This window comes from Streptomyces sp. NPDC021225, assembly GCF_044332865.1.
Taxonomy (GTDB): Bacteria; Actinomycetota; Actinomycetes; order Streptomycetales; family Streptomycetaceae; genus Streptomyces.
Genome location: NZ_JBIRPV010000002.1, coordinates 576148 through 600658, shown reverse-complemented (window position 1 = coordinate 600658; position 24511 = coordinate 576148). Strand labels below are relative to the sequence as shown.

25 protein-coding genes and 1 pseudogene are annotated in these 24511 nt (G+C 73.2%); 10 read left to right on the top strand and 16 right to left on the bottom strand.

The window, feature by feature from the left end:
* The first annotated feature begins 51 nt into the window (after positions 1-51).
* From ACH4S9_RS10855 to ACH4S9_RS10845, 3 genes are read left to right on the top strand one after another with little or no spacing between them, the layout of a single operon-like run.
* Entirely contained in the window at positions 52-1356 is a 1305-nt protein-coding gene (locus ACH4S9_RS10855; protein WP_361183350.1) for a magnesium transporter MgtE N-terminal domain-containing protein, read from the top strand.
* Positions 1346-1891 (top strand): DUF1003 domain-containing protein, encoded by a 546-nt coding sequence (locus tag ACH4S9_RS10850; RefSeq protein ID WP_361183352.1) that lies wholly within the window; start codon positions 1346-1348, stop codon positions 1889-1891. Before ACH4S9_RS10855 ends, ACH4S9_RS10850 begins: the two co-directional genes overlap by 11 nt.
* Positions 1892-1934: 43 nt before the next feature.
* Positions 1935-3089: an Mrp/NBP35 family ATP-binding protein gene (locus ACH4S9_RS10845; RefSeq protein WP_311727646.1), complete on the top strand. Its 1155-nt coding sequence runs from the start codon at positions 1935-1937 to the stop codon at positions 3087-3089.
* Positions 3090-3203: 114 nt separating this feature from the next.
* Here ACH4S9_RS10845 and ACH4S9_RS10840 read toward each other — a convergent pair whose 3' ends face one another.
* The 5 genes from ACH4S9_RS10840 to sigE all read right to left on the bottom strand — a co-directional run bounded on the left by ACH4S9_RS10840 (position 3204) and on the right by sigE (position 8643).
* Positions 3204-3893, bottom strand: a complete 690-nt coding sequence (locus tag ACH4S9_RS10840; RefSeq protein ID WP_311727644.1) for a hypothetical protein — start codon at positions 3891-3893, stop codon at positions 3204-3206.
* A 117-nt stretch (positions 3894-4010) separates the two neighbouring features.
* Positions 4011-4493 (bottom strand): sec-independent translocase, encoded by a 483-nt coding sequence (locus ACH4S9_RS10835; RefSeq protein WP_311727643.1) that lies wholly within the window; start codon positions 4491-4493, stop codon positions 4011-4013.
* Between the two features lie 167 nt (positions 4494-4660).
* Positions 4661-6610, bottom strand: coding sequence for a trypsin-like peptidase domain-containing protein (locus ACH4S9_RS10830; protein ID WP_398371164.1), 1950 nt, complete (start codon positions 6608-6610; stop codon positions 4661-4663).
* 354 nt (positions 6611-6964) lie between these two features.
* Positions 6965-7864, bottom strand: coding sequence for an anti-sigma factor family protein (locus tag ACH4S9_RS10825; protein ID WP_385349935.1), 900 nt, complete (start codon positions 7862-7864; stop codon positions 6965-6967).
* A complete protein-coding gene (sigE, locus tag ACH4S9_RS10820) occupies positions 7861-8643 on the bottom strand; it encodes an RNA polymerase sigma factor SigE (protein WP_311727640.1) in 783 nt (260 codons plus the stop codon). Before sigE ends, ACH4S9_RS10825 begins: the two co-directional genes overlap by 4 nt.
* A gap of 131 nt (positions 8644-8774) precedes the next feature.
* Here sigE and ACH4S9_RS10815 point away from each other — a divergent pair, with 131 nt between their 5' ends.
* Positions 8775-9440 (top strand): O-methyltransferase, encoded by a 666-nt coding sequence (locus tag ACH4S9_RS10815; RefSeq protein WP_311727639.1) that lies wholly within the window; start codon positions 8775-8777, stop codon positions 9438-9440.
* Between the two features lie 150 nt (positions 9441-9590).
* Here the strand turns inward: ACH4S9_RS10815 and ACH4S9_RS10810 are convergent, their stop codons facing one another.
* Entirely contained in the window at positions 9591-9758 is a 168-nt protein-coding gene (locus ACH4S9_RS10810) for a DUF3117 domain-containing protein (RefSeq protein ID WP_003966491.1), read from the bottom strand.
* 381 nt (positions 9759-10139) lie between these two features.
* On the opposite strand from ACH4S9_RS10810, the gene ACH4S9_RS10805 reads away from it, so the two are divergent.
* Complete coding sequence (locus ACH4S9_RS10805; protein ID WP_311727638.1) at positions 10140-10943, top strand: enoyl-CoA hydratase-related protein; 804 nt, start codon at positions 10140-10142, stop codon at positions 10941-10943.
* 4 nt (positions 10944-10947) lie between these two features.
* Here the strand turns inward: ACH4S9_RS10805 and ACH4S9_RS10800 are convergent, their stop codons facing one another.
* Together ACH4S9_RS10800 and ACH4S9_RS10795 are read right to left on the bottom strand one after the other, a co-directional pair.
* On the bottom strand, positions 10948-11544 hold the full coding sequence (locus ACH4S9_RS10800; protein WP_385345392.1) for a DNA-3-methyladenine glycosylase I: 597 nt from the start codon (positions 11542-11544) through the stop codon (positions 10948-10950).
* Between the two features lie 182 nt (positions 11545-11726).
* Positions 11727-12062 (bottom strand): annotated as a pseudogene (locus ACH4S9_RS10795) (DivIVA domain-containing protein); the annotation flags it as partial.
* A gap of 120 nt (positions 12063-12182) precedes the next feature.
* Between ACH4S9_RS10795 and folP the strand changes: the two are divergent.
* Positions 12183-13043: a dihydropteroate synthase gene (gene folP / locus ACH4S9_RS10790; RefSeq protein ID WP_311727633.1), complete on the top strand. Its 861-nt coding sequence runs from the start codon at positions 12183-12185 to the stop codon at positions 13041-13043.
* A gap of 64 nt (positions 13044-13107) precedes the next feature.
* On the opposite strand, the gene ACH4S9_RS10785 is transcribed toward folP, so the two are convergent.
* Positions 13108-13857, bottom strand: coding sequence for a TIGR00730 family Rossman fold protein (locus tag ACH4S9_RS10785; protein ID WP_311727632.1), 750 nt, complete (start codon positions 13855-13857; stop codon positions 13108-13110).
* Positions 13858-13971: 114 nt separating this feature from the next.
* On the bottom strand, positions 13972-15042 hold the full coding sequence (gene dapE / locus ACH4S9_RS10780) for a succinyl-diaminopimelate desuccinylase (RefSeq protein WP_361183366.1): 1071 nt from the start codon (positions 15040-15042) through the stop codon (positions 13972-13974).
* Positions 15043-15184: 142 nt separating this feature from the next.
* Here dapE and ACH4S9_RS10775 point away from each other — a divergent pair, with 142 nt between their 5' ends.
* Positions 15185-16099, top strand: coding sequence for a hypothetical protein (locus ACH4S9_RS10775; protein ID WP_385345395.1), 915 nt, complete (start codon positions 15185-15187; stop codon positions 16097-16099).
* 202 nt (positions 16100-16301) lie between these two features.
* Entirely contained in the window at positions 16302-16994 is a 693-nt protein-coding gene (locus ACH4S9_RS10770) for a hypothetical protein (RefSeq protein WP_385345397.1), read from the top strand.
* A gap of 99 nt (positions 16995-17093) precedes the next feature.
* Here ACH4S9_RS10770 and dapC read toward each other — a convergent pair whose 3' ends face one another.
* Both dapC and fdxA read right to left on the bottom strand, forming a co-directional pair.
* Positions 17094-18206, bottom strand: a complete 1113-nt coding sequence (dapC, locus tag ACH4S9_RS10765) for a succinyldiaminopimelate transaminase (protein ID WP_358844509.1) — start codon at positions 18204-18206, stop codon at positions 17094-17096.
* Positions 18207-18319: 113 nt separating this feature from the next.
* Positions 18320-18646 carry a ferredoxin gene (gene fdxA / locus ACH4S9_RS10760; RefSeq protein ID WP_014054705.1) on the bottom strand — a complete coding sequence of 109 codons (327 nt, stop codon included), beginning with the start codon at positions 18644-18646 and terminating at the stop codon, positions 18320-18322.
* 114 nt (positions 18647-18760) lie between these two features.
* On the opposite strand from fdxA, the gene ACH4S9_RS10755 reads away from it, so the two are divergent.
* Together ACH4S9_RS10755 and ACH4S9_RS10750 are read left to right on the top strand one after the other, a co-directional pair.
* Positions 18761-19801 (top strand): GNAT family N-acetyltransferase, encoded by a 1041-nt coding sequence (locus ACH4S9_RS10755; RefSeq protein WP_398371158.1) that lies wholly within the window; start codon positions 18761-18763, stop codon positions 19799-19801.
* A gap of 17 nt (positions 19802-19818) precedes the next feature.
* A complete protein-coding gene (locus ACH4S9_RS10750; protein WP_385345402.1) occupies positions 19819-20682 on the top strand; it encodes a transglutaminase-like domain-containing protein in 864 nt (287 codons plus the stop codon).
* Between the two features lie 48 nt (positions 20683-20730).
* Here ACH4S9_RS10750 and ACH4S9_RS10745 read toward each other — a convergent pair whose 3' ends face one another.
* From ACH4S9_RS10745 to ACH4S9_RS10730, 4 genes are all read right to left on the bottom strand, one after another.
* Entirely contained in the window at positions 20731-21378 is a 648-nt protein-coding gene (locus ACH4S9_RS10745) for a response regulator transcription factor (RefSeq protein WP_311727625.1), read from the bottom strand.
* A 78-nt stretch (positions 21379-21456) separates the two neighbouring features.
* Entirely contained in the window at positions 21457-22566 is a 1110-nt protein-coding gene (locus ACH4S9_RS10740; RefSeq protein WP_398371822.1) for a sensor histidine kinase, read from the bottom strand.
* A 210-nt stretch (positions 22567-22776) separates the two neighbouring features.
* On the bottom strand, positions 22777-23520 hold the full coding sequence (locus ACH4S9_RS10735; RefSeq protein WP_311727624.1) for an ABC transporter permease: 744 nt from the start codon (positions 23518-23520) through the stop codon (positions 22777-22779).
* On the bottom strand, positions 23517-24488 hold the full coding sequence (locus ACH4S9_RS10730; RefSeq protein WP_311727623.1) for an ABC transporter ATP-binding protein: 972 nt from the start codon (positions 24486-24488) through the stop codon (positions 23517-23519). The genes ACH4S9_RS10735 and ACH4S9_RS10730 overlap by 4 nt, the downstream gene beginning before the upstream one ends.
* Positions 24489-24511 lie beyond the last annotated feature (23 nt).

Below are 24511 nucleotides of genomic sequence, written 5' to 3'. Positions count from 1 at the left end.
CCAGGCATTCAACCAGATAAGCCACAAATAGTTCACAGGGAGGCGCATGACATGCCCGCAGGCGCCCCCAGGGTGTTCGTGTCGCACCTCGCGGGTGTTCCCGTCTTCGACCCGAACGGCGACCAGGTGGGCCGGGTCCGTGACCTGGTGGCCATGCTGCGGCTCGGCGGGCGGGCGCCGCGCGTCCTGGGGCTGGTGGTCGAGGTGGTCACCCGCCGGCGGATCTTCCTGCCCATGACCCGGGTGACCGGCGTCGAGTCCGGACAGGTCATCACCACCGGCGTGGTCAACATGCGCCGCTTCGAGCAGCGCCCGACCGAGACCCTGGTGCTCGGCGAGCTGCTCGACCGGACCGTGACGCTGGTGGAGACGGGCGAGGACGTGACGGTCCTCGACGTGGCCATGGGGCAGCTGCCCGCGCGCCGCGACTGGGCGATCGAGAAGGTCTTCGTACGGCGCGGCAGGTCGGGCGCGCTGCGGCGGCGCGGGGAGACGCTGATCGTCGACTGGTCCGCGGTCACCGGCTTCTCCCTGGAGGAGCACGGGCAGGGCGCGGAGAACCTGCTGGCCACCTTCGAGCAGCTGCGCCCCGCGGACCTCGCCAACGTACTGCACCACCTCTCGGCGAAGCGACGCGGCGAGGTGGCCGCGGCGCTGGACGACGAGCGGCTCGCCGACGTCCTGGAGGAGCTGCCGGACGACGACCAGGTCGAGATCCTCGGCAAGCTCCAGGAGGAGCGCGCGGCCGACGTCCTGGAGGCGATGGACCCGGACGACGCGGCCGATCTGCTCTCCGAGCTCCCGGAGGAGGACAAGGAGCGGCTGCTGGCCCTGATGCGGCCGCGGGACGCGGCCGACATGCGGCGGCTGATGTCGTACGAGGAGGGCTCGGCGGGCGGGCTGATGACGCCCGACCCGATCGTGCTGCGCCCCGACGCGACGGTCGCGGACGCGCTGGCGCGGGTGCGCAACCAGGACCTGACCCCGGCGCTCGCCGCGCAGGTGTATGTGTGCCGGCCGCCGGACGAGACGCCGACCGGCCGCTATCTGGGGCTGGTGCACTTCCAGCGGCTGCTGCGCGAGCCGCCGTACACCCTCGTCGCCTCGGTCGTGGACACCGATCTGCGGCCGCTGCCGCCGGAGGCCCCGCTGCCCGGTGTGACCAGCTATCTGGCCACGTACAACCTGGTCACGGCGCCGGTCGTGGACGAGAGCGGCTCGCTGCTCGGCGCGGTGACCGTGGACGACGTACTCGACCACCTGCTGCCGCACGACTGGCGGGAGCGGGAGCTGTACGGCCTGACCGTGCGCCCGGTCCCCGGCAGCGCGCCGCCCGAGGTCCCCGATGCCAGGTGAGGGAACCCGGCTCGACCGGCCCAGGGAGCCGCGCCGCGTGCGACTGCCGCGGTGGGACCCGGAGGCGTTCGGCAAGGCGTCGGAGCAGATCGCCCGTTTCCTGGGCACCGGACGCTTCATCGCCTGGATGACGGTCTTCGTAGCCGTGTGGCTCGGCTGGAACATCCTGGCCCCGGAGCGGCTGCGGTTCGACTCGTACCCGTTCATCTTTCTGACCCTGATGCTCTCGCTCCAGGCCTCCTACTCGGCCCCGCTGATCCTTCTCTCCCAGTACCGGCAGGCCGACCGCGACCGCGTCACCCTGGAGCAGGACCGTGCCCGGGACGAGCGATCCATCGCCGACACCGAGTTCCTGGCCCGGGAGATCGCGGCGCTGCGGATGGGGCTCGGCGAGGTGGCCACCCGCGACTGGATCCGCTCCGAGTTCCAGGAGCTGATCAGGGACCAGGAGAGGGACCGGGCCACCCCGCCGTCCGGTGCCCCGTCCCCCGGCGCGCCGCCCCCCGGCGCCCCACGTGACGAATCAGACCGCTGACGGCCCTTACCGCCGAGTACCCGCCGCGCCGTACCATCTCCGTATGGCTACCGACACTGCCCCCACGCCGGCCGAGGACGCGGTGCGCGCCGCGCTCGCCACGGTCAACGACCCGGAGATCCACAAGCCGATCACGGATCTCGGCATGGTCAAATCCGTCGAGATCGCGGCGGACGGGACGGTCGCGGTGGCGGTCTATCTCACGGTCTCCGGCTGCCCCATGCGCGACACGATCACCGAGCGGGTGCGGGAGGCGGTCGGCAAGGTCGCCGGGGTGGCCGGGGTCACCGTCGAGCTGGATGTGATGAGCGACGAGCAGCGGCGCGAGCTGGCCGCCTCGCTGCGCGGCGGCCAGGCCGAGCGCGAGGTGCCCTTCGCCAAGCCCGGCTCGCTGACCCGGGTGTACGCGGTGGCGTCCGGCAAGGGCGGCGTCGGCAAGTCGTCGGTGACGGTCAACCTGGCCGCGGCGATGGCCACCGACGGTCTGAAGGTCGGCGTCGTGGACGCCGACATCTACGGCCACTCGGTGCCGCGCATGCTGGGCGCCGACGGCAGCCCCACCCAGGTCGAGAACATGATCATGCCGCCGTCGGCCAACGGCGTGAAGGTCATCTCGATCGGGATGTTCACGCCGGGCAACACTCCGGTGGTGTGGCGCGGGCCGATGCTGCACCGCGCGCTCCAGCAGTTCCTGGCCGATGTCTACTGGGGCGACCTGGACGTGCTGCTGCTGGACCTGCCGCCCGGCACCGGCGACATCGCGATCTCCGTGGCCCAGCTCGTGCCCAACGCCGAGATCCTGGTCGTCACCACGCCGCAGCAGGCCGCCGCCGAGGTCGCCGAGCGGGCGGGCTCGATCGCGGTCCAGACCCATCAGAAGATCGTCGGCGTGGTGGAGAACATGTCCGGGCTGCCCTGCCCGCACTGCGACGAGATGGTCGACGTCTTCGGCACGGGCGGCGGCCAGCGGGTCGCCGACGGGCTGACCCGGGCCACCGGCGCCACGGTGCCGGTACTCGGCTCCATCCCGATCGATGTGCGGCTGCGCGAGGGCGGCGACGAGGGGAAGCCGGTCGTGCTGACCGACCCCGACTCCCCGGCGGGCAGCGCGCTGCGGTCGATCGCGGGCAAGCTCGGCGGGCGGCAGCGCGGGCTGGCGGGCATGTCGCTGGGCATCACGCCGCGCAACAAGTTCTGAGCGCGTGCGCGGCCGCGGGCCGCGCGCCATGAGCCACTGAGCCATGAGCCACTGAGGGCGGCCTCCCCAAAGGGGGGCCGCCCCACTCATGTCCGCCCATATGCCGCCGTACGGCTACTCGTACGCCGTGATGTCCTTGACCACCGCGAAGCCCAGCCCGTACGCGCTCATCCCGCGCCCGTACGCGCCGATGTGCACGCCCTCGCGGGCGGAGCCGGCCAGCACCCAGCCGTACTCCGACTCGCGGTAGTGGAATTCGGTCGGCACCCCGTCCACCGGCAGCGACAGCTGCGACCAGCCCGGGCCTTCCAGGTCGTCCGCCAGCTCCCAGGCGATCGCGGTCTGCTGGTCCAGCCAGTCCTGGCGCAGCGCGCGCTCCATGCGCGTCGGCCAGGTGGACGACAGCAGTCCGGACCCGGCCAGCCAGGCCGCCGAGGAGACCGAGGTGGCCTCCAGCACGCCCGTGCCGTCCGCGCTGTCCCGCACCGGGCGGCTGGCCACGGTCACCACCACCGCGAAGCGCTGCTGGTCCGGCTCGGTCTCCGCGCGCAGCGACGGCTCGTCGCCGTGCCCGGTGGAGCCGTGCTCGACCGTGCCGTCCGCGGCGGCGCCCACCTGCATCAGCCAGCGCCGTCCCGTGAACGCCTCGTCAAGGCCGTACCACGGAAAGGCGGCCAGCAGATAGCCGTCGACCTTCCGCCGAGCGTCGGCGGGGATCCCTTGCGCGGCCGACGCGCCGTCCCCGGCGGGCGCGCCCGGTGTATCAGCCACGCCATGCGCCCCTAGCCGACCCGTCGTCTCCATCTGTGCGGAGCCTCCTCGTTGCCCTTCGTCGTGGGCGGCCCGCCCCCCTCAGGCGTCCTCACCCCGGACAAAGGGAGGATAGCCATACGGGTCAACCAGGCCGGGCATACGGGGGGATCAAGTGGCGTCGGAGTCGAAAGGAGGGCGCTCCTCGCGCTTCGGCTCCTCGCGCTTGCGCAGCAGGTCAGGGGTGCTGGAGCCGCTGTCGGTGCCGGACCCGCCGCCGGACTGGGAGGCCGGGGAAGAACCGGAAGAGCCCTGTGCGGAGTCACTCTCCCGGCCGTTCACCGAGTCCGCGACCTCGGCCATCTCCTTACGGAGGTCGAAGCCGTTGCGGATCTCCTTGAGGCCCAGCTCGTCCGAGTCCAGCACATGCTTGCGGACGAAATTCTTCGGGTTCAGGTCCTCGAACTCGAAGTCCTTGAACTCCGGGCCCAGCTCGGAGCGGATGTCCTCCTTGGCGTTGTCGGAGAACTCCCTCACCTTGCGTATGAACCGCGACACATCCTGGATGACCTTGGGAAGCTTCTCCGGGCCGAAGACGAGCACCGCAAGGACGACGAGCGCGATCAGCTCGAGGGGTCCTATGTCGAAGAACACCTTGCAGCTCCTAGAGACGTCCGTGGCCACGGTCCAGGCCACTGAACACGGTACCCGTCAGTGGGGGCGGGACGGGAGACGCCCGGGCCAACATCCGGCGTCCTCCGCCCACCATCACCGCCCCCAGCTACCGCTGGGAGGTGCCCCCTGGCCTCCACCAGGCGTGCTCAGCCGCTGCCGCCCGCCGAACCGAGCGTCAGCTCCACCGTCCGCTCCTGGCCGTCCCTCCGCAGCGTCAGCCGGAGCCGGTCGCCGGGCCGATGGCTGCGGATCTTCACGATCAACTCCTGCCCGCTGTGCACCCGTACGCCGTCGACCTCGGTGATCACATCGCCGGCCTTGATCCCGGCCTTGTCGCCCGGGCCGCCCGGATTGACCGGCGGGCCGCCGGCGCCGCGGGCGTGCACCCGGGCGCCGTCGCCCGCGTACTCCATGTCGAGCGTGACGCCGATCACAGGGTGGGTGGCCTTGCCGGTGTTGATCAGCTCCTCGGCGACCCGCTTGCCCTGATTGATCGGGATCGCGAAGCCCAGGCCGATGCTGCCGCCCTGGCCGCCGCCGAGCCCCGAGCCGTCGTCGGCCGCCCGGATCGCGCTGTTGATGCCGATGACCCGCGCCCTGGAATCCACCAGCGGGCCGCCGGAGTTGCCCGGGTTGATCGGGGCGTCGGTCTGGAGCGCGTCGACATAGCTGATGTCGCTGCCGTCGCCCTCATCGCCGCCGGCGGTGATGGGGCGCTCCTTGGCGCTGATGATCCCGGATGTCACGGTGCCCGCCAGGTCGAACGGGGCGCCGATCGCCACAACGGGGTCACCGACGCGCACGGAGTCGGAGTTGCCGAGGGCCAGTGGGTGCAGCCCCGAGACGCCGTCGACCTTGATGACCGCCAGGTCGTAGCCGCTGTCCCGGCCGATGATCTTGGCGTCCGCCACCTCGCCGCCGTTGAACGTCACCGATATGTCGCCGCCCGAACCCGCGGGCTCCACGACGTGGTTGTTGGTGAGGATGTGGCCCTGCTTGTCGAGCACGAAGCCGGTGCCGGTGGCCTGCTCCGAGCCTCCTCTGACATGGATGGTCACCACGCCCGGCAGCGCGCTCTCGGCGATGCCGGCGACGCTCTTCGGGTCCCTGGCGCCCTTGTCGAGGGGCGCCTGCGGGAGGTCGACCACGCTGTCCTCGGTGGTCCGCTGGTGCTCCAGATACGCGCCGACGCCGCCGCCGATCCCGCCCGAGATCAACGCGATCACCGCGATCACGATCAGAGCGACGCGGCGGTCGGACCTCCGCGGCTTCTCCGGCGCGGGGACCTCCGTCCACGGGTCGTAGTGCTGCCACTGCGCGGCCTGACCCGGCTGGGGCTGAAGGGGGGGCTGCGGCCCGGCCTGCTGCTGCGGCAGCTGGGCGGTGGCGGCGGCGCCCGGGTCCGCCTGCGCGCCCGGCGGAAGCTGGGTGCCGTGCGCGGGGGTCATCCCGGGCGGGGGGAGCTGGGTGCCGTGGGCCGGGGTCATCCCGGGCGGGGGCATGGTCTGGGCCGCCGCGGGCGGCACCTGGGTGCCGTGTGCGGGGGTCGTGCCCGGGACGACGCCGGGCGGAAGGTGGGTGCCATGGGCCGGGGTCGGCACGGGCCGCTGCACGGGAGGGGCGGGCGCCCAGGGGCCCGGCCCGCCGTAGGGCGGCGTGCTGTACGGGTCGGGGGCGTGCAGCGGGGTGGCGGCCCGCCCGGCCTCCGCGCCGGAGGCGGCTCCCGCCACGGCCCCGGCACCGCCGCCGTCGGCCGCCGATGACGGAGACGCGGACGACGCGGACGACGCCGACGACGCCGACGACGCCGACGACGCGCCGTCACCTACCGCGCCGTCGGCGGGTTCTTGGGCCACGGGCGCCGCGCCCGGCTCGGCCGCCCCGGCCGCCTGGACCGTGTCACCCGTCGGGGCCGGAGCCGACGCGCCGTCAGCCGGGCCTTGTGCGCCGCCGGCCGCGCCGGGCGCCGCGGCATCCCCGGCCGTGGTGTCTCCCGCGGGCCTCAGCCCGGCCCCGGATGACGATCGGCCGCCGGGCCGCGCGTCCGGACGGCTCCACCACTTCGGCTTGGGCCCGGTGGCCTTCCCCTCGTCCATGATCTCCTCAGAGTTCCCGCGAAACGGCACGGACTGCGCCGCCTCGGAACAGCCGCCACCGCCACCGGGTGGCGCTGCCCGGTAGCGATTCAATCAGGTCCGCCGACGCCCGCGCAGTGCGTACGCCGGGAGCCGCCCCCGCCGCGACGGTTCACCGCCCCCGCCCCCGCCCTCGGGCCAGGTCGGGTCCGCAAAGTCTCATCGGATCAGCCCGCGGCGTCAGGGGGCACCCCCAGCTACCGCTGGCGGGGGCGTGTGCGATCGCAAGGCGGAGGGTCGCTCTCGTCCTGGACGTACTCGGGCGAGCCCGAGAACGCAGCGAGCGCGGGCGGACATGGCGCCCGCCGGCCACGGCTACTCCGGGGGCGCGCTGACGCCGTGGTACGGCGGGGTCCGGGTCGCCGGGTGGGAGGGGCCCGCCATCTGGGAGGGCTCGGGGGCCGCGGGCGTGGCCGCCGCGGCGCGCAGCAGCCGGGTGGCGGCCAGGATCGGCTGGATGAGCGGGTCCGGCACGCTGCCGGCGGCCTCGCTGAGGGTACGGGCCCGGGTGGAGCCCGGGGAGGTCGTGTCGACCGGGGCCGCCACATCCAGCAGCCCGACCTCGCGACGGGTGCGCTCGCGCACGCCCATGGCGTCGGCATCCTCCACCTTGGACGTCACACCGACCGGGCTCGCCGCGCTGTCCGAGCCCTCCGCCTGGCTCCCGGGCGACTCGACCGCCGCGTCCAGCGGAAGCGCGCCGCCGAGCGCGAACGCGGCCAGCGACACCGCCCCCGCGGCCGCGAAGGCGAACCGCCGGCGCGGCGCGGGGCGCTCGACCTCATGGATCCGGAAGCCGCGCTGACGCGAGGCGGCGACAGCCGCGGCGGCCGGGCCGACCGGCCGGCTCGTGGGAAGGAACGCGAAGGCCTGCTCCCGCGGCTCGTGGACACCCCGGGTGTCCGGGACGCCGAAGACGCCCGAGGCGCCGAACGGCGAGCCGTCGCCCCCGGCGCCGTCGCCATCGTCCGCCGACAGGCCCGGCAGGCCCTGGAGACGCGCCAGAAAGCCCTCCGAGGGAGCGGGGGGCGCCGTCTGCGCGAACACGTCTTTCAGCCGCCGCTGAGCGTCGGCCTCCGCCTTGCACTTGCAGCACGTCGCGAGGTGTGCGAGCACGCGCTCACGGGCATCGTGCCCCAGCTCGCCATCGATCAGAGCTGCAAGGCGGTCGCCGAGATGCTGCTCGGCGGGGGACTGACCGCCTGACCGGGTCACGCGATTCCGACCTCCCCGCTGAGCCGGGGCGCGGCGACGCGGCGGGGCGCCGCGGTCACCGTGCGCTGCTCGGCCCGCGCCGCGGGCGAGCGGTGCTGGAGGGCCTTGCGCAGATGCGAGCGGCCGCGGTGGATCCGGCTGCGCACCGTGCCGAGCTTCACACCGAGGGTCGCGGCGATCTCCTCGTACGAGAGCCCCTCGATGTCGCAGAGCACGACGGCCGCGCGGAACTCCGGCGCGAGGGTGTCGAGGGCCTGCTGCACATCGGCGTCGAAGTGGGTGTCGTTGAAATGCTGCTGGGGAGAGGGCTCGCGGCTGGGGAGCCGCTCGGCCGCGTCCTCACCGAGCGCGTCGAAGCGGATGCGCTGACGGCGGCGGACCATGTCGAGGAAGAGATTGGTCGTGATGCGGTGCAGCCAGCCCTCGAAGGTGCCCGGGCTGTAGGTGGACAGCGAGCGGAAGACCCGGACGAAGACCTCCTGTGTGAGGTCCTCGGCGTCGTGCTGGTTGCCGGTGAGGCGGTACGCAAGGCGGTAGACACGCGCGCTGTGCGTGCTGACGATCTCCTCCCAGGTAGGAGGTGTCCACGCCGGAGCGTCCGCGTCGGTGGCGAAGGTCGCGGTCGTAGCGGAATCGGCGGAACGAGGACGGTCAGCGATGTTGGTCACGGATTTCGGCTCGCCCGTTGACCTGCGAAAGCGCCTCAGCACTCTCCGGTCACCGGCCGCAGCCGCACCTCCCCTGTCGGCTCTGGTGGTGTCCAGTAGAGCCCCTACCATATCCACCTCGCCCGTTAGCTCCGGATAAGCATTTTTGACCTGCATTTGTTCGCGATCCATATGCTCCCCCCTTCTCCTCTCAACGCCCGGTCCCATCAGCGGGTTCCCGGGCGCAGCGGCTACAGTCACGCTTGCGTCAACTACGGGGACAGGAGAGGGCCATTACCGCCAACCGGCAGACGAGCTGGGCGTTCGCCGATGCGTTCGTCGCCGAGGACGCAGCCCTGCGCTGGGCCCGTGAACGGGCCCGGGAGGCGGGGATGCGCTCGGTGTCGTCCGGTACGGGCGCCGCGCTGCGCCTGCTCGCCGCCACCGCGGACGCCAAGGCCGTCGCCGAGATCGGCACCGGGACCGGGGTCTCGGGCATCCACCTGCTGCACGGCATGCGGCCGGACGGCGTGCTGACCACCGTGGACTCCGAGCCGGAGATGCAGCAGTTCGCCCGGCAGGCGTTCCGCGCCGCCGGCTTCGCCGGGAACCGGGCGCGCTTCATCCCCGGCCGGGCGCTGGATGTGCTGCCCCGGCTCGCCGACGGCGGCTACGACCTGGTGTTCTTCGACGCCGACCGCTCCGAGTGCCTCGAATACCTCGGTGAATCGTTGCGCCTGCTGCGGCCCGGCGGGCTGGTCTGCTTCGAGGGCGTCTTCGCGAACGGGCGGACCGTGGACTCCGCCGCGCAGCCGGCCGAGGTGCTGCGCCTGCGCGAGCTGCTGCGCAGCGTACGGGAGTCCACCGTGCTCCAGTCCTCGCTGCTGCCGGTGGGCGACGGGCTGCTCTGCGCGGTCAAGCGCGCGTAGCCGCGCGGGGGCGCCGGCGGTCAACCGCGCGTGATCAAGCGCGGATGGTCAAGAGTGCCTGGTCAAGCATGGGTAAAGCACCGCCCCGGCGGCCGGTACGTACATACCGGCCGCCGGGGCGGCACACGGGTGGTGGTAGGGCCTGAGCCTTCAGCCGACAACCTTCTTCAGAGCGTCGCCGAGCGCGTCGGCCTCGTCCGGTGTCAGCTCGACGACGAGCCGACCGCCGCCTTCGAGCGGAACGCGCATGACGATGCCCCGCCCCTCCTTGGTCACCTCGAGCGGGCCGTCGCCCGTCCGCGGCTTCATGGCCGCCATGCTCGTTCCCCTTCCTGAAACCAGCTCATCGCAGCCGACAACCCAGGTGTCACCGGCATCGAACACGTTGCTTCCCTGTCATTATCCCGCATGGCACGACCCGATGACCAACATCAGTCGGCAACCCCCGCGCAACGCGCTCGCCCAAAACCACCCAATTCGGGGAGGGGTCGCGATACCGTACGGGCGCCGATGTCCGGGGCACCCGCCGGCGATGGCCCGGAGAGGGCCGAATTCTTTGACGCAGGTCACATGTCGGCCGAGCCGATCTTTCGGCATGCTGAGCGCTGACCGCCGCGGCGGGGCCCCGACCGGGCCGCCGGTGCGGCGCCACCGGCGGCCCGGACCGGGCCCCGCCCCAGCCGCACCGGAGGACCCACCATGGCCGACACCGTGCTCTACGAGCTGACCGACGGACTCGCGACGATCACCCTGAATCGTCCCGACGCCATGAACGCGCTCGACATCGACACCAAGGTCGCGCTGCGCGACGCCCTGCTGCGGGCCGCCGGGGACGCGGCCGTACGGGCCGTGCTGCTGACCGGCACCGGCCGCGCCTTCTGCGTGGGCCAGGACCTCAAGGAGCACATCGGGCTGCTGGCGGCCGACCGGGCGGGGGAGGGCGAGGGCTCGACCATGAGCACCGTCGCGCTGCACTACAACCCGATCGTGACCGCGATCGCCGGGATGCCCAAGCCGGTGGTCGCCGCGGTCAACGGGGTCGCGGCGGGCGCGGGCGCGGGCTTCGCCCTCGCCGCCGACCACCGCATCGTCGCGGACACCGCCTCGTTCAACACCTCCTTCGCCGGGGTCGCCCTCACCGCCGACTCCGGCGTCTCCTGGACCCTCCAGCGGCTGATCGGCCATGGCCGCGCCGCCGACCTCCTCCTCTTCCCACGCAACGTCGGCGCCCAGGAGGCGTACGACCTGGGCATCGCCAACAAGGTCGTCCCCGCCGCGGAGCTGGCCGACGAGGCGGCGGCGGTGGCCCGGCGGCTGGCGGAGGGCCCCACCGCCGCCTATGCGGCGATCAAGGAATCCCTCGCCTTCGCGGCCGGGCACGGCCTGACCGAGGCCCTGACCAAGGAGGACGAGCTCCAGCGGCGCGCGGGGGCCTCCGAGGACCACCTGGCGGCGGTGGACGCGTTCGTCAAAAAGCAGAAGCCCCGCTTCACCGGGCGCTGATATTTCAGCCGGCGCCCCGCGCATGGCAGTCGGCCAGGTGGTCGTTGACCAGGCCGCACGCCTGCATCAGGGCGTAGGCCGTGGTGGGGCCGACGAAGCGGAAGCCGCGCTTCTTCAGATCGCGGGCCAGCGCCGTCGACTCCGGGGTGGTCGCGGGGACGTCGGCGAAGGTCCGCGGCGCCGGGCGGCGGGCCGCGTTCGGGGCGTGCGACCAGATCAGCTTGTCCAGCTCGCCCGCCGCGAGCTCGCCGGCCACCCGCGCGTTCGCCACGACGGCCGAGATCTTGGCGCGGTTGCGGATGATGCGGGAGTCGCCGAGCAGCCGCTGCTCGTCCGCCTCCGTGAACTCCGCGACCGCCGCGATCTTGAAGTCCGCGAAGGCGGCGCGGAACCCCTCGCGGCGGCGCAGGATCGTCAGCCAGGACAGGCCCGACTGGAACGCCTCCAGGGAGATCCGCTCGAACAGGGCGTCGTCGCCATGGACCGGGCGGCCCCACTCGGTGTCGTGGTAGGCGCGGTAGTCGGCCATGCCCTCGGCCTCCAGCCCCCACGGGCAGCGCGCCAGCCCGTCCGGCCCCAGAACCACGCCGGCGGCGCTCATGCGCCCTCCCCGTCCTGGCCGCGCGGCGGGAAGTCGGGCGCGGGCGGATGGTTCGGGGGCGGGTCGTGCGGGGTCAGGTCATGGGTGGGCAGGTCGTGCGTGGGCAGCCCGGGCGGCGGCAGGTCATGCGGCGGCAGGTCGTGGGCGAAGCCCGGAGGGGCGACATCGGGCGGCGGAAAGCCGCCGGGCCCCTTCAGCGGCCCCGGCCCGCCCCGCGCCGACGCGTGCGCCCCGGCCAGGGCCGTCTCCAGCTCGGCGATCCGCGCGTCGCGCTCGGCGAGCTCGGCACCGAGCCTGCCCAGCACATCGTCGACATCGGCCATCCGGTAGCCCCGCACGGTCATCGGCAGCCGCAGGGCCTCCACATCGGCCCGGCCCAGTGGCCGGTCGGCGGGCAACGCGTCGTCCAGCCGGTCGGGGGGCGCCTCGGGCAGCACACTGCCGTCACCGCCCCCGACGACGGCGAGCGTGACCGCGCCGACCACCACGACCAGCGCGATCAGCAAGAACCAAAACACGACGATCGTCTCCCCGGGGTGCGCTCGTACGTCCTACCAGTCTGCCTCGATCGTGCCATGCCCCACCGACAGTTATCGTCGCTGGCAGCCCCTCCGGGGAGGAAGCGAGAGGAAGTGCGGATGTTGCGGCTCGGACGGCGTGAGTTCGGCGAGAACGAGCAAGTGATCATGGCGATCGTGAACCGGACGCCCGACTCCTTCTACGACCAGGGGGCGACCTTCCGCGACGAGCCCGCCCTGGCCCGCGTGGAGCAGGCCGTGGCCGAGGGCGCCGCCATCATCGACATCGGCGGGGTCAAGGCCGGTCCGGGCGAGGAGGTGAGCGCCGCCGAGGAGGTGCGCCGCACGGTCGGCTTCGTGGCCGAGGTACGCCGGCGCCACCCCGACGTGGTGATCAGCGTGGACACCTGGCGCCACGAGGTCGGGGAGGCGGTCTGCGCGGCGGGCGCCGACCTGCTCAACGACGCGTGGGGCGGGGTCGACCCCAAGCTGGCCGAGGTCGCGGCCCGGCACGGCGCCGGCCTGGTGTGCACCCACGCGGGCGGCGCCCAGCCGCGCACCCGGCCGCACCGGGTCGGGTACGACGACGTGGTGGCCGACATCCTGCGGGTCACGCTCGGGCTCGCGCGGCGCGCCGTCGAGCTGGGCGTGCCGCCGGAGTCGATCATGATCGACCCGGGCCATGACTTCGGCAAGAACACCCGGCACTCCCTGGAGGCGACCCGGCGCCTCGGCGAGCTGGCCGAGACCGGCTGGCCCGTGCTGGTGTCGCTGTCCAACAAGGACTTCGTGGGCGAGACGCTCGACCGGCCGGTCAAGGAGCGGCTGCTGGGCACCCTGGCGACGACCGCGGTCTCGGCCTGGCTCGGGGCGCGGGTCTACCGGGTGCACGAGGTGGCCGAGACCCGCCAGGTGCTGGACATGGTCTCGTCCATCGCCGGGCACCGGCCCCCGGCGGTCGCCCGGCGCGGCCTGGCCTGACAGCACCCGGCCGGACAGCACCCGGCCGGAAAGAGGCGCCGGGCGGGCGGTCCGGCAGGCGGGGTCAGCCGCCGGACTCCTTCGTCATCAGGTCGACCGCCTCGTCCACGTCGTCGGTGAGCCGGAACAGCTCCAGGTCCGCGGGGCTCGCCTTGCCCTCCGCGACCAGCGTGTCCTTCAGCCAGGACATCAGCCCCTGCCAGTAGGCGCAGCCGTAGAGCACGATCGGGAAGCGGGTCACCTTCTTGGTCTGGACGAGGGTGAGCGCCTCGAAGAACTCGTCCAGCGTGCCGACCCCACCGGGCAGCACCACGAATCCTTGGGCGTATTTCACAAACATTGTTTTTCTTACGAAGAAGTAGCGGAAGTTCACACCGATGTCGACGTAGGGGTTGAGCCCCTGCTCGTACGGCAGCTCGATGCCCAGCCCGACGGAGACCCCGCCCGCCTCGCACGCGCCCTTGTTCGCCGCCTCCATCGCGCCCGGGCCGCCGCCCGTGATCACCGCGAACCCCGCCTCCGCGAGCGCCCGCCCGATCCGCACCCCCGCCTCGTACTCCGGCGACTCCCGCGGCGTGCGGGCGGACCCGAAGACGCTGACCGCCCGGCCGAGCTCGGCGAGCGCGCCGAAGCCCTCGACGAACTCCGACTGGATGCGCAGCACCCGGAACGGATCCTCGTGTACCCAGTGCGTCGCGCCCTGGGTGTCCAGCAGCCGCTGGTCGGTCGTGCCCGGCCGCATCTGGTGGCGTCGGCGCACGACCGGACCCTCACGCTGCTCCCGCAGCGCTCGCTCGTCCTCCGCGTTGCCCATGTGTGCTCCCTTCGCCAAGATCTGCCTCCGATCAGCCGCAGATCTGTCGTTCAGCGTAGGCCCCTCGATTCGGCACGTCAGCCAGGTCGGGGCGGCGGCCGGGCGGTCAGGCGGTCAGGCGGTCAGCCAGGCCCGCAGCCGCTCCTCGGCCTCCAGCACCGCCGCGGTGGCCACATGCTCCTCCCGGGTGTGCGCGAGCTTGGGATCGCCGGGGCCGTAGTTGATCGCGGGCACGCCGAGCGCCGAGAAGCGGGCGACGTCCGTCCAGCCGAACTTGGGACCCACCTCCGCGCCGACCGCCTCGACGAAGGCGGCCGCGGCCGGGTGGGACAGCCCGGGCAGCGCGCCGGGGGCGCTGTCGGTGACCTCCACCTCGAAGCCGTCGAAGACCTCGCGCACATGCGCCGCCGCCTCCTCCTCGGAGCGGTCGGGGGCGAACCGGAAGTTCACCGTCACGGTGCAGTGGTCGGGGATGACGTTGGTGGCGTGGCCGCCGTCGATGCGCACCGCGTTGAGGCCCTCACGGTAGGTGAGCCCGTCGATGTCCACGCGGCGCGCCCGGTAGGCGGCCAGCCGGTCGAGGACGGGCGCGGCCTTGTGGATGGCGTTCTCGCCGAGCCAGTCGCGCGCGGAGTGGGCGCGCCGGCCGCTGGTGGTGACCTGCACCCGCAGGGTGCCCTGGCAGCCGCCCTCGACATTGCCCTCGGTGGGCTCCAGCAGGACGGCGAAGTCGGCGGCCAGCCACTCGGGGTGCCGCTCGGCCAGCCGCCGCAGCCCGTTGAGCTCCGCGGCGACCTCCTCGTGGTCGTAGAAGACGAAGGTCAGATCGCGGCCCGGGTCGGGGACGGTCTGGGCGATGCGCAGCTGTACGGCGACGCCGGACTTCATGTCGGAGGTGCCGCAGCCCCACAGCACGCCGTCTTCGTCGAGCCGGGAGGGCACGTTGTCGGCGATCGGCACGGTGTCGATGTGTCCCGCGAGCACGACCCGCTCGGCCCGCCCCAGGTTCGTCCGGGCCACGACGGCGTCCCCGTCGCGGTCGACGGTCAGGTGCGGCAGGGCGCGCAGGGCCTCTTCGACGGCGTCGGCGAGCGCCTTCTCGTCGCCGCTGACCGAGGGGAAGTCGACGAGGCGGGCGGTGAGCCGGGCGGCGTCCAGGGACAGATCGAGTGCGGGATGTGCCATACCCGCGACCCTAGCCCGTTCGCGGCGTCCGCCGGGCGGCGGTGGTGGCGGCGGCTCTCACGGCGGTGGTGGCGGGGTCCCCCGGGCCCGTGATGCTCCTGTTGACACAAGCCGGTCCGGGTCCGGGCGGCCCTGAAGTAACGTGTCCGCCGTGCCCCTGCCCGTCCTCGCCAGCCGCGCCCGCCGGACGCGTGCCGCGATCGCCTGTGCCGTACTGCTGGCCCTGGTCGGATATGTGGCGCTGCACGTCCTGACCGGTGGCTGGGGCCCGCCCCGCTGTCTCGTGCGGGCGGAGGGCGAGGGGGTGTCGCTCGACCCCGAACAGGCCGTGAACGCGGCCACGATCGAGGCGGTGGCCGCCTCCCGGGGACTGCCCGAGCGGGCCGTCACCATCGCGCTGGCCACGGCGCTCCAGGAATCGGGGCTGCGCAACATCCGCCATGGCGACCGGGATTCGGTGGGGCTCTTCCAGCAGCGGCCCTCGCAGGGCTGGGGCACCGCGCGGCAGATCCTCGATCCCGTCTACGCGGCGGGGAAGTTCTACGACCGCCTGGTCAAGGTCCCGGGCTACTCACGGCTTCCGCTCACGGTGGCCGCCCAGCGGGTGCAGTACAGCGGTTTCCCGCAGGCGTACGCGAAGCACGAGACCGAGGCCGTGGTGCTGACCGGCGCGCTGACGGGGCGTTCGGCGGCCGCGTTCTCCTGCCCCGGCCCGGCGGACGACGGGATTCCGGGCGATCCGGCGCGGGTCCGGGCGGAGCTGAAGCGGCAGTTCGGCGCCGAGGTGGCTGCGGCGGTGCGGTCGGCCGGGCAGGGTGGCGGGCGCTCCGCGGCCGCGGATGTGGTGCGGGTGCCGACCGGGGCGACCACGGCCCGCGGCGGTGCAAAGCAGCGCGGCTGGGAATTGGCGTACTGGGCGGTGGCTCACTCGGACGAGTTGCGCATCGAACGCGTTTCTTACGGAAATCACGTGTGGACCGCCGGGAATTCAGAGGCCCGCTGGCGCACCACCGAAGACGGATCCGGCTCGGAAGTGCATATCTCCACCGCCCGATAGCGCGGTACATCTCCGCAGGTGAAAGCGGGTTGGAGCGGGTTCTGAGGCATTCCCGGAAACCCACTCACATCTTAAACGGATTATGCGACGCATTATCAATTCTTTACCTTGGCGTACCGCAACCTTCCCGCTTCTCACGCGGTATTCACTGCGTCCGCCTGCCGGACATTCACGCCAAATGTCCCTCCGTCAAAGGAGCATCATGTCCCTCCCCCTCACGCGTCGGATCGCGCGAACCGCGCTGCTGGTCGCAGCGGGTGCAGCTCCCGTGGCCGGTGCCGCCGGCGCCGCGAGTGCAGCGGACCTGAACCTCTCGCAGGCCCCCAAGCTGGGCGGGCTGAGCGCGCTCGACACCTCCTCGGTCGGCAACCTCGCGGACTCCGCCTCGCGGCAGGTCGGGAACGCGGCGGGCGGGACCGTCAAGCGCGCCCTCCGGGGCCCGGAGCAGGCCGCCCCGGCCGCCCGGCCCGCGGACAAGACCGCTCCGGCGGCGGGCAAGGCGGCCCCCTCCGGGGCCAAGGCGGCGTCCGGGACGAAGGCGGTCGCGGGCAAGGCGGGAGAGGACAAGGCCGTCAGGGCCAACAAGGGGGCCAAGGCCGCCAAGGCCGCCGGGGGCGAGCACGGCAAGGCCGCGGCCCCGGCCGCCAAGGGCAAGGGCAAGGGCCGGCACGCCGCGCCGAGCCGTGGCAAGGCCGTGATGGGCAAGGTCGGAAAGGCCGTCACCGGCAAGGCGGGCAAGTCGGGCAAGATGGAGAGGGTCGGCAAGGAGGGCGCGGCCGCGCCCGAGCAGCCGACCTCGGCCGCGCCCTCCGCCCCGGTCGCCCCGAACCCGTCGCCCCTCGCCGCCCTGACCGACAGTCTGCCGCTCAAGGGCCTGCCGTTCATCAGCGGCTGACGCCCCGCGACACACCCGGGCCCGGGGAGCATCGGCTCCCCGGGCCCGTCATGTCCGTGCCGGCCGGTGTGTCCCGGCCGCCGTGTCCCGGCCGCGCCCTCAGCTCCTGGGCAGACCGCCGCCCAGCCGCTGGACCGCCGACGCGACCCGCTCGTCGGTGGCGGTGAACGCGACCCTCACATTCCGCTCCCCCGCCACGCCGTAGAAGTCACCCGGCGCCACCAGGATGCCCAGCTCGGCGAGCGCGCCGACAGTTTCCCAGCACGGCTCGTCCCGCGTCGCCCACAGGTACAGCGACGCCTCGCTGTGCTCGATCCGGAAGCCGCACCCCTCGAGCGCGCCGCGCAGCGCGGAGCGGCGGCGGGCGTAGCGCTCGCGCTGCTCGGCCACGTGCGCGTCGTCGCCGAGCGCCGCGATGGTGGCGGCCTGTACGGGCGCGGGCACCATCATCCCGCCGTGCTTGCGCAGTTGCAGCAGCTCGCCGAGGACCGCCGCGTCACCGGCGAGGAACGCCGAGCGGTAGCCCGCCAGGTTGGAGCGCTTGGAGAGCGAGTGCACCGCCACCAGGCCGTCGAAGCTGCCGCCCGACACCTCGGGGTGCAGCACCGACACCGGGTCGGCGTCCCAGCCGAGCTCCAGGTAGCACTCGTCGCTGACCAGCAGCACGCCGTGCTCGCGCGCCCAGGCCACCGCCGCCCGCAGCTCGTCCTTGTCCAGCACCCGGCCGGTCGGGTTGGACGGGGAGTTGAGCCACAGCAGCTTCAGCCCGGCCGGGTCGAGTTCCGTAGGCTCGTCGTACGGCACGGGCTCCGCGCCCGCGAGCCGCGCGCCCACCTCGTACGTCGGGTAGGCCAGCCGCGGGAAGGCGACCCGGTCGCCGGGGCCGAGGCCCAGCTGGGTCGGCAGCGACGCCACCAGCTCCTTGGAGCCGACGACCGGCAGCACCTGGGTGTGCGACACACCCGTCGCGCCCAGCCGCCGCTCCACCCAGCCGGTCAGCGCGTCCCGCAGCGCGGCGGTGCCCCACACGGTCGGATAGCCGGGGCTGTCGGCCGCGCCGCTCAACGCCGCGCGGATCAGCTCGGGGACCGGGTCCACGGGGGTGCCGACCGACAGGTCGACGATGCCGTCCGGATGCGCCTCGGCGGTCGCCTTGTACGGTTCGAGCCGGTCCCACGGGAAGACGGGGAGACGGGCGGAGACGGGTGGCACAACTGGCTCGCTTTCTCGGGAAAACAGCCCGGCCCCGCAGGCCCGGGTGGCTTGCGGGACCGAAGGCTGCGCGGTGCCGGGGCGTCTTCAGAACGCGCCCGCGCGCCGCGAGGTCACTCGTCGTGCTCCTGCGGGGGCAGGGCGGCGATGAAGGGGTGGTCACGCTCGATCAGGCCCAGCTTGCTCGCGCCACCGGGCGAGCCCAGCTCGTCGAAGAACTCGACGTTCGCCTTGTAGTAGTCCTTCCACTCCTCGGGAGTGTCGTCCTCGTAGAAGATCGCCTCGACCGGGCAGACCGGCTCACAGGCCCCACAGTCGACGCACTCGTCCGGGTGGATGTACAAGGACCGCTGGCCCTCGTAGATGCAGTCGACGGGGCACTCCTCGATGCACGCCTTGTCTTTCAGGTCGACACAAGGCTGCGCGATGACGTAGGTCACGCTGTCGTTCCTCCTCGTTAGGGCTGCTATCGCGCGGGAGCGCGGCGTCGTCGATGCCCGCACCTAGTATCTCCGTTCTTGGGCACCAGACGCACACGAGGGGCGAGCAGAGCTGTGGATTTCACCACTGGCGGACGGCTAGAGGTCCGGATTACCCCATCCGACGTGGGTAAACGTGTGTCCGTCAGGCTGACGATCGAGGGTGGGAACAGCGGCGCGCGGTTCACGGACGTCGTCGGAGTGCTCACATCGTGGACGAGCGGTGTGCTGTGCGTCACCCGGCGCACGGGAGAGGAAGTCCGCATCGCGGAAGCCTCGCTCGTGGCGGGGAAGGTGGTGCCCGCCGCTCCGGCCCGCCGCCGCGGCCCGGCGGCGACCGCGGCCGAGCTGGACCGGGCCGCGGCCCGCGCCTGGCCGCCGGTGGAGAGCGAGCGGCTCGGCGCGTGGGAGCTGCGCGCGGCGGGCGGCTTCACCCGGCGCGCCAACTCCGTGCTGCCGCTCGGCGACCCCGGCGTCCCGGTCGAGGAGGCACTGCGGCGGGTGACCGCCTGGTACGCCGAGCGCGGGCTGCCCGCGTACATCCAGGTCAGCACCGGCGCCGAGGGGACACAGGAGCTGCTGGCCGCGGAGCTCGCGGCCCACGGCTGGATCCAGGAGGTCTCCGCGGAGACACGGATCGCCGCCCTCGCGCCCCTCGCGGATCTCGACGCCGATGTCTCACGGGTCGCCCTCTCCCAGGACATCGACGAGGCCTGGCTGGCCCGCTATCAGCGCTCCGCCTCCGGCGAACCCGCCCCCGAGGTGCTGCGGGTGCTCGGCGGCGGCCCGTCGGTGTGGTTCGCGACCATAGCGACCGCCGAGGCGACCTCGGAGACGGAGAACGAAAGCGTCCCGGCCGCGATCGGGCGGTGTGTGGTGGACGGCCGCTGGGCCGGGTTCACGGCCGTGGAGACCGATCCGCGACTGCGCCGTCAGGGGCTGGCCACCGCCGTGATGACGGCGCTCGCCCGCAAGGCCCTGAAGGAGGGCGCCTCGGCCGCGTATCTCCAGGTCGAGACGGACAATGACGGTGCCCGAGCGCTCTACGAGGGCATGGGCTTCACCCTCCACCACCGCTACCACCACTGGCGCGCACCCCACGAGAACCACCGCTGATCGGGTACGAGGCACCTATGCCACGCAGAGACGACACCCCGGCCCGGCGCCGGCGCTTCGCCGAGGCGGCCCGCGAGGAACGCCCCGACCTGGCGTTGCTGTGCCTGCTGCTGGCCCAGGAGGCCGATCCGGAGCTGGACGAGGACGCGATCGACGCCACGCAGATCGAACTCGACCGGCTGGCCGGTCTGGTGCCCTACTCCCCCGACGGGCCCGGAGCCTGGGCCGCGGCGCTGGCCCGGCTGCTCGGCGAACGCCTCGGCTTCCGCGGCTCCGCGGCCGACTACCGGCGGCTGGAATCCTCGCTGCTGCACGAGGTGCTGCGGCGGCGGCGCGGGCTGCCGATCCTGCTGTCCGTGGTCTGGATGGAGGTCGCCCGGCGGGCGGGCGCGCCGGTGTACGGGGTGGCGCTGCCGGGCCACTTCGTGGTCGGCTTCGGCGATCCGTACGGGAGCCATGTGCTGGCCGACCCCTTCGACGGCGGGCGGTCGCTGTCCGACGAGGACGCGGCGCTGATGGTGGCGGGCGCGCTGGGGACCCCGCCGGGCCCGATCAGGCCGGGCCCGGCCACCCCGCTGGAGATCGTCCTGCGGATCCTCAACAACATCCGCGCCTGGGCCGCCGCCAGGCCGGGGGCACCTCCCAGCGGTAGCTGGGGGAGCTCGGACGTCCAGCTCTGGGCGGTGGAGCTGTCACTGCTGCTGCCCAGCCACCCGGCCAGGCTGCGCTACGAGCGCGCCAAACTCCTCGTGGAGCGCGGGGACTTCGTGGGCGGCGCGCAGGAGATGGAGGAGTACGCGGAGGTGGTGGCCGCGATGGAGCCGAACGCGGCGGAGGCCATACGGCGCCAGGCGCGGGCCGCCAGGGCGAGGCTGAACTGAGCTTCGCCGCCGAACCGGCTGCTGAGCCCGGTCAGATACTGATCCTGGTCAGAGCCACCCCTTGTCACGGGCGATGCGCACCGCGTCGGCGCGGTTGCGGGCGGCGGTCTTCTGGATGGCCGTGGAGAGGTAGTTACGGACCGTGCCCTGTGAGAGGTTCAGCCTGCGCGCCAGCTCCGCGTTGGTCGAGCCGTCGGCCGAGGCCCGAAGCACCTCCCGCTCCCGCGCGGTCAGCGGGCAGGCCCCGTCCACGAGCGCGGCCGCGGCCAGCGTCGGGTCGATGACCCGCTCGCCGCGCAGCACCCGGCGCACCGCGCCCGCGAGCTCGGCCGCGGGGGCGTCCTTGACCAGGAAGGCCTCGGCCCCGGACTCCATCGCCCGGCGCAGATAGCCGGGGCGGCCGAAGGTGGTCAGGATCACTATCCGCACGCTGGGGAGCTCCGTGCGGAGCACGGCTGCGGCGTCGAGCCCGGTCATGCCGGGCATCTCGATGTCCAGCAGCGCGACGTCCGGCCGGTGGGCCCGGGCCGCGTCCACCACCTCGTCCCCGCGCGCGACCTGGGCGACGACCTCGATATCGGACTCCAGCCCGAGCAGCGCGGCCAGCGCCTCCCGCACCATCGACTGATCCTCGGCGAGAAGCACCCGAATGCGACCGCCCGGCGCCCCGCCCGGCTCCCCCGTCTGCACGTTCATGGGCCCAGAGTAAGTGGCGACCCCGACACCCTTGGCCCGGGTGTGGACGGCGCTCTACCCGGCTGTGGACAACCCGCTTTACCCGGGTGTGGACGACGAGAGTTCGGGGGCGGTGGCTCGGCGCGAGAGGGGCACATAGGCCCGGAGCGCGAACCCGCCCCGCTCGCCGCTCCCGGTCTCCAGCCTGCCGTCGGCGAGCTGGAGCCGCTCGGACAGCCCGGACAGGCCGTTGCCCGGCGGACCCTCGGGGCCCCGGCCGTCGTCGCTGACGGTCAGGCGCAGCTCGTCGCCGGCCTCGGTGAGGGTCACGGCGCAGCGCAGCGCCCCGCTGTGCCGCACCACATTGGTGATCGCCTCGCGCAGGGCCCAGGCCAGCGCCCCTTCCTCGTCGGGCGGCAGATCCGGGTGGCCGTCGGCGGCCCGGCCGAGGTCGGCGGCTATGCCCGCGGCGGCCAGCGCGGTGCGGGCCCCGGCCACCTCGGCCTCCAGGGTCGGGCGGCGGAATCCGCCGACCGCCTCCCGTACGTCGACGAGCGCCTGGCGGCCGACCCGCTCGATGTCGGCGACCTGCCGCCCGGCCTCCTCGGGCCGGGCGGGGAGCAGCCGCCCGGCCAGCTCGCTCTTGAGCGTGATCAGCGACAGTGAGTGGCCGAGCAGGTCGTGCAGATCGCGGGCGAGCCGCAGCCGCTCCTCGTTGGCGGCGAGCTGGGCGACGGTGGCCCGCGCCTCCCGCAGCGCCCTGGTCGTACGGACCAGCTGCCGCACCCCGCTCATCGCGAACCCGCCGAGCAGCGCGGGGATCACCAGGGCGGGCAGCAGATGCCGGGCGTCCCTGGCCGTCAGGCCGACCAGCAGCAGGACGACGGTGACCAGCGGGATCGCCAGCCGCGCGGCCCTGAGCGGGAGCACCGCGCCGCAGGCCACCGACACATAGACGAAGAGCACCAGCCAGGAGGCGCCGAGCGTCAGCGCCAGGACGGCGGCCAGCGCGGCCATCGTGACCAGCGCCCCGACGACCTTCCGGTGGTCCAGGGGCCGGCCGACGTGCCGGAACAGGAGCACGCAGTAGGCGGACAGGAAGGCCAGCAGGCCCAGGCAGCCCAGGGCGGTGGCGAGGGGGCCGTGGCCGCCGTTCAGCAGATCTCTGACCGGAGCGGTCATATACGCCATCCAGATGCCGACCCACATCAGCTTGATCAGCGCCTGCTTGCGGTCGGTGGCCTCGCGGCCGATGCCGGTCAGCACATCGTCCTCGCGCGTCAGCGACCGGCGCCAGGCCGCCCGGCGGGCGCCGCCTCGCTCGGCCGCCCCGCTCTCCCGCTCGCACCGCTCGTCCACGCCTCTCATCCCTTCTCGGCCCCTCGGCCCTCGGCTTCTCGTATGGTCCCTCCCTGCGGCTCAGGCCTTGCGGGTGTCCTTGCGGTACAGCCAGGCGGCCGCGCCCGCGAAGAGGACCAGATACGCGGCCAGGAGCGCGACGTCCTTGGTGTGCGGCGCGCCGCCCAGCTCGATCGCCTGGCCGAGCGCGGCATAGGCGTGGGTGGGCAGGTAGTCGGATATGTGCTGGAGCCACTGCGGGTAGGAGGTCGTCGGGCTCCACAGCCCGCCGAGGATCGAGAGCCCGAAGTAGATGATCATCGTCAGGGGGCGTACGGCGTCGCCGGACGCGAGATAGCCGATGGCCACGCCCAGCGCGGCGAACACCAGGGAGCCCGCCCAGATCACGCCGGTCAGGGCGAACCACTGCCACGCGGCGTCGAACCGCACGTCCTTGGCCGCCGCGGCCACGACGAAGACGACCACGATCGCCGGGAGGGTGGCGACCGCCGCCGAGGCGATCTTGGCCACCACATAGCCGCGCCCGGGCAGCGAGGTCAGCCGCAGCTGCCGCACCCAGCCCGATTCGCGCTCCTTGGCTATGCGCTCGCTGTTGCCCATCAGCACGGCGGTCAGCGAGCCGAAGGAGGCCATCGCGACCATGTAGTACAGCGGCATCGTCAGATGGGTGTTGGACACCAGGGAGGTGGTGTCGCTGGTACCCGCGATCATCAGAAACAGCGCCGAGGGGTAGATGATCGTGAAGAACATGAACTTCCGGTTGCGCAGGGCGCGCACGATCTCCAGCTTGATCAGGGTGGTCATCGTCCCGCCTCCTCAGCGGTCGCGGCGTCGGTGATGGCGAGGAACGCCTGCTCCAGGCCGAGGCCCGCGACCTCGATGCCGCGCGGGTACACCCCGAGGCCGTAGAGCGCGTGGACCGTCGCGTCGGCGTCGCTGGACCGCATCCGGACCGTGCGCCCCGATATCTCGATCCCGGTCAGACAGGGCAGTGCGCGCAGCGCCGCCTCGTCGGCCGGCTCGTCGAGCTCGAAGGCGATCCGCCGGGCCCCGGCCATCGCCTTGATCTCGGCGGACGAGCCGTCGGCGAGCACCCGCCCGCGGTGCAGCACGATCACGCGGTCGGCGATCGTGTCGGCCTCTTCGAGGTAGTGGGTGGCGAAGAGGATGGTGCGCCCCTGCCGCGCCTGCGCCCGCATCGCGGCCCAGAAGGTCTGCCGGGACGAGACGTCCATGCCGGTGGTCGGCTCGTCCAGCACGATCAGATCGGAGGCGCCCGCGGTGGCGAGCGCGAAGCGCACCCGCTGCTCCTGGCCGCCGGAGAGTTTGTTCACCTTACGGTCGGCGATCTCCGTGATCCCCGCCTGCTCCAGCACCTGCCGCACCGGGTGGGCCCGGGGGTGCAGATCGCAGGCCAGCCGCACCAGCTCCTGGACCGTGACGTCCTCCATCAGGCCGCCGCTCTGAAGCATCGCGCCCACCCGGCCGCCCTCGATCGCCTGGCGCGGGCTGGTGCCGAACAGCCGCACCGCGCCGGAGTCGGGGGTGCGCAGCCCCAGCAGCAGATCGAGGGTGGAGGACTTCCCCGCGCCGTTGGGCCCGAGCAGCGCGACGGTCTCGCCCTCGTGCAGCGTGAGGTCCAGGTCGGCCACGGCGCGCACGCTGCCGTAGCTCTTGTTCACCTTGTCGAAGGCGACCACCGGCGCGGACGCCGGGGCGCCGCCGGACGCGGTGGCCGGGCCGGAAGCGGACTGAGCGGTTGTTGCGGTCATGGCCCAAGCTTCGCCCGGAGCGA

Excerpts from the sequence above, each read along its gene's own strand:
- ACH4S9_RS10855 (WP_361183350.1), top strand. The coding sequence starts at position 52 with ATGCCCGCAGGCGCCCCCAGGGTGTTCGTGTCGCACCTCGCGGGTGTT.
- ACH4S9_RS10850 (WP_361183352.1), top strand. The coding sequence starts at position 1,346 with ATGCCAGGTGAGGGAACCCGGCTCGACCGGCCCAGGGAGCCGCGCCGC.
- ACH4S9_RS10845 (WP_311727646.1), top strand. The coding sequence starts at position 1,935 with ATGGCTACCGACACTGCCCCCACGCCGGCCGAGGACGCGGTGCGCGCC.
- ACH4S9_RS10840 (WP_311727644.1), bottom strand. The coding sequence starts at position 3,893 with ATGGAGACGACGGGTCGGCTAGGGGCGCATGGCGTGGCTGATACACCG.
- ACH4S9_RS10830 (WP_398371164.1), bottom strand. The coding sequence starts at position 6,610 with ATGGACGAGGGGAAGGCCACCGGGCCCAAGCCGAAGTGGTGGAGCCGT.
- sigE (WP_311727640.1), bottom strand. The coding sequence starts at position 8,643 with ATGGTAGGGGCTCTACTGGACACCACCAGAGCCGACAGGGGAGGTGCG.
- ACH4S9_RS10810 (WP_003966491.1), bottom strand. The coding sequence starts at position 9,758 with ATGGCGGCCATGAAGCCGCGGACGGGCGACGGCCCGCTCGAGGTGACC.
- ACH4S9_RS10805 (WP_311727638.1), top strand. The coding sequence starts at position 10,140 with ATGGCCGACACCGTGCTCTACGAGCTGACCGACGGACTCGCGACGATC.
- ACH4S9_RS10800 (WP_385345392.1), bottom strand. The coding sequence starts at position 11,544 with ATGAGCGCCGCCGGCGTGGTTCTGGGGCCGGACGGGCTGGCGCGCTGC.
- folP (WP_311727633.1), top strand. The coding sequence starts at position 12,183 with ATGTTGCGGCTCGGACGGCGTGAGTTCGGCGAGAACGAGCAAGTGATC.
- ACH4S9_RS10785 (WP_311727632.1), bottom strand. The coding sequence starts at position 13,857 with ATGGGCAACGCGGAGGACGAGCGAGCGCTGCGGGAGCAGCGTGAGGGT.
- dapE (WP_361183366.1), bottom strand. The coding sequence starts at position 15,042 with ATGGCACATCCCGCACTCGATCTGTCCCTGGACGCCGCCCGGCTCACC.
- ACH4S9_RS10770 (WP_385345397.1), top strand. The coding sequence starts at position 16,302 with ATGTCCCTCCCCCTCACGCGTCGGATCGCGCGAACCGCGCTGCTGGTC.
- ACH4S9_RS10750 (WP_385345402.1), top strand. The coding sequence starts at position 19,819 with ATGCCACGCAGAGACGACACCCCGGCCCGGCGCCGGCGCTTCGCCGAG.
- ACH4S9_RS10745 (WP_311727625.1), bottom strand. The coding sequence starts at position 21,378 with ATGAACGTGCAGACGGGGGAGCCGGGCGGGGCGCCGGGCGGTCGCATT.
- ACH4S9_RS10740 (WP_398371822.1), bottom strand. The coding sequence starts at position 22,566 with ATGTGGGTCGGCATCTGGATGGCGTATATGACCGCTCCGGTCAGAGAT.
- ACH4S9_RS10735 (WP_311727624.1), bottom strand. The coding sequence starts at position 23,520 with ATGACCACCCTGATCAAGCTGGAGATCGTGCGCGCCCTGCGCAACCGG.
- ACH4S9_RS10730 (WP_311727623.1), bottom strand. The coding sequence starts at position 24,488 with ATGACCGCAACAACCGCTCAGTCCGCTTCCGGCCCGGCCACCGCGTCC.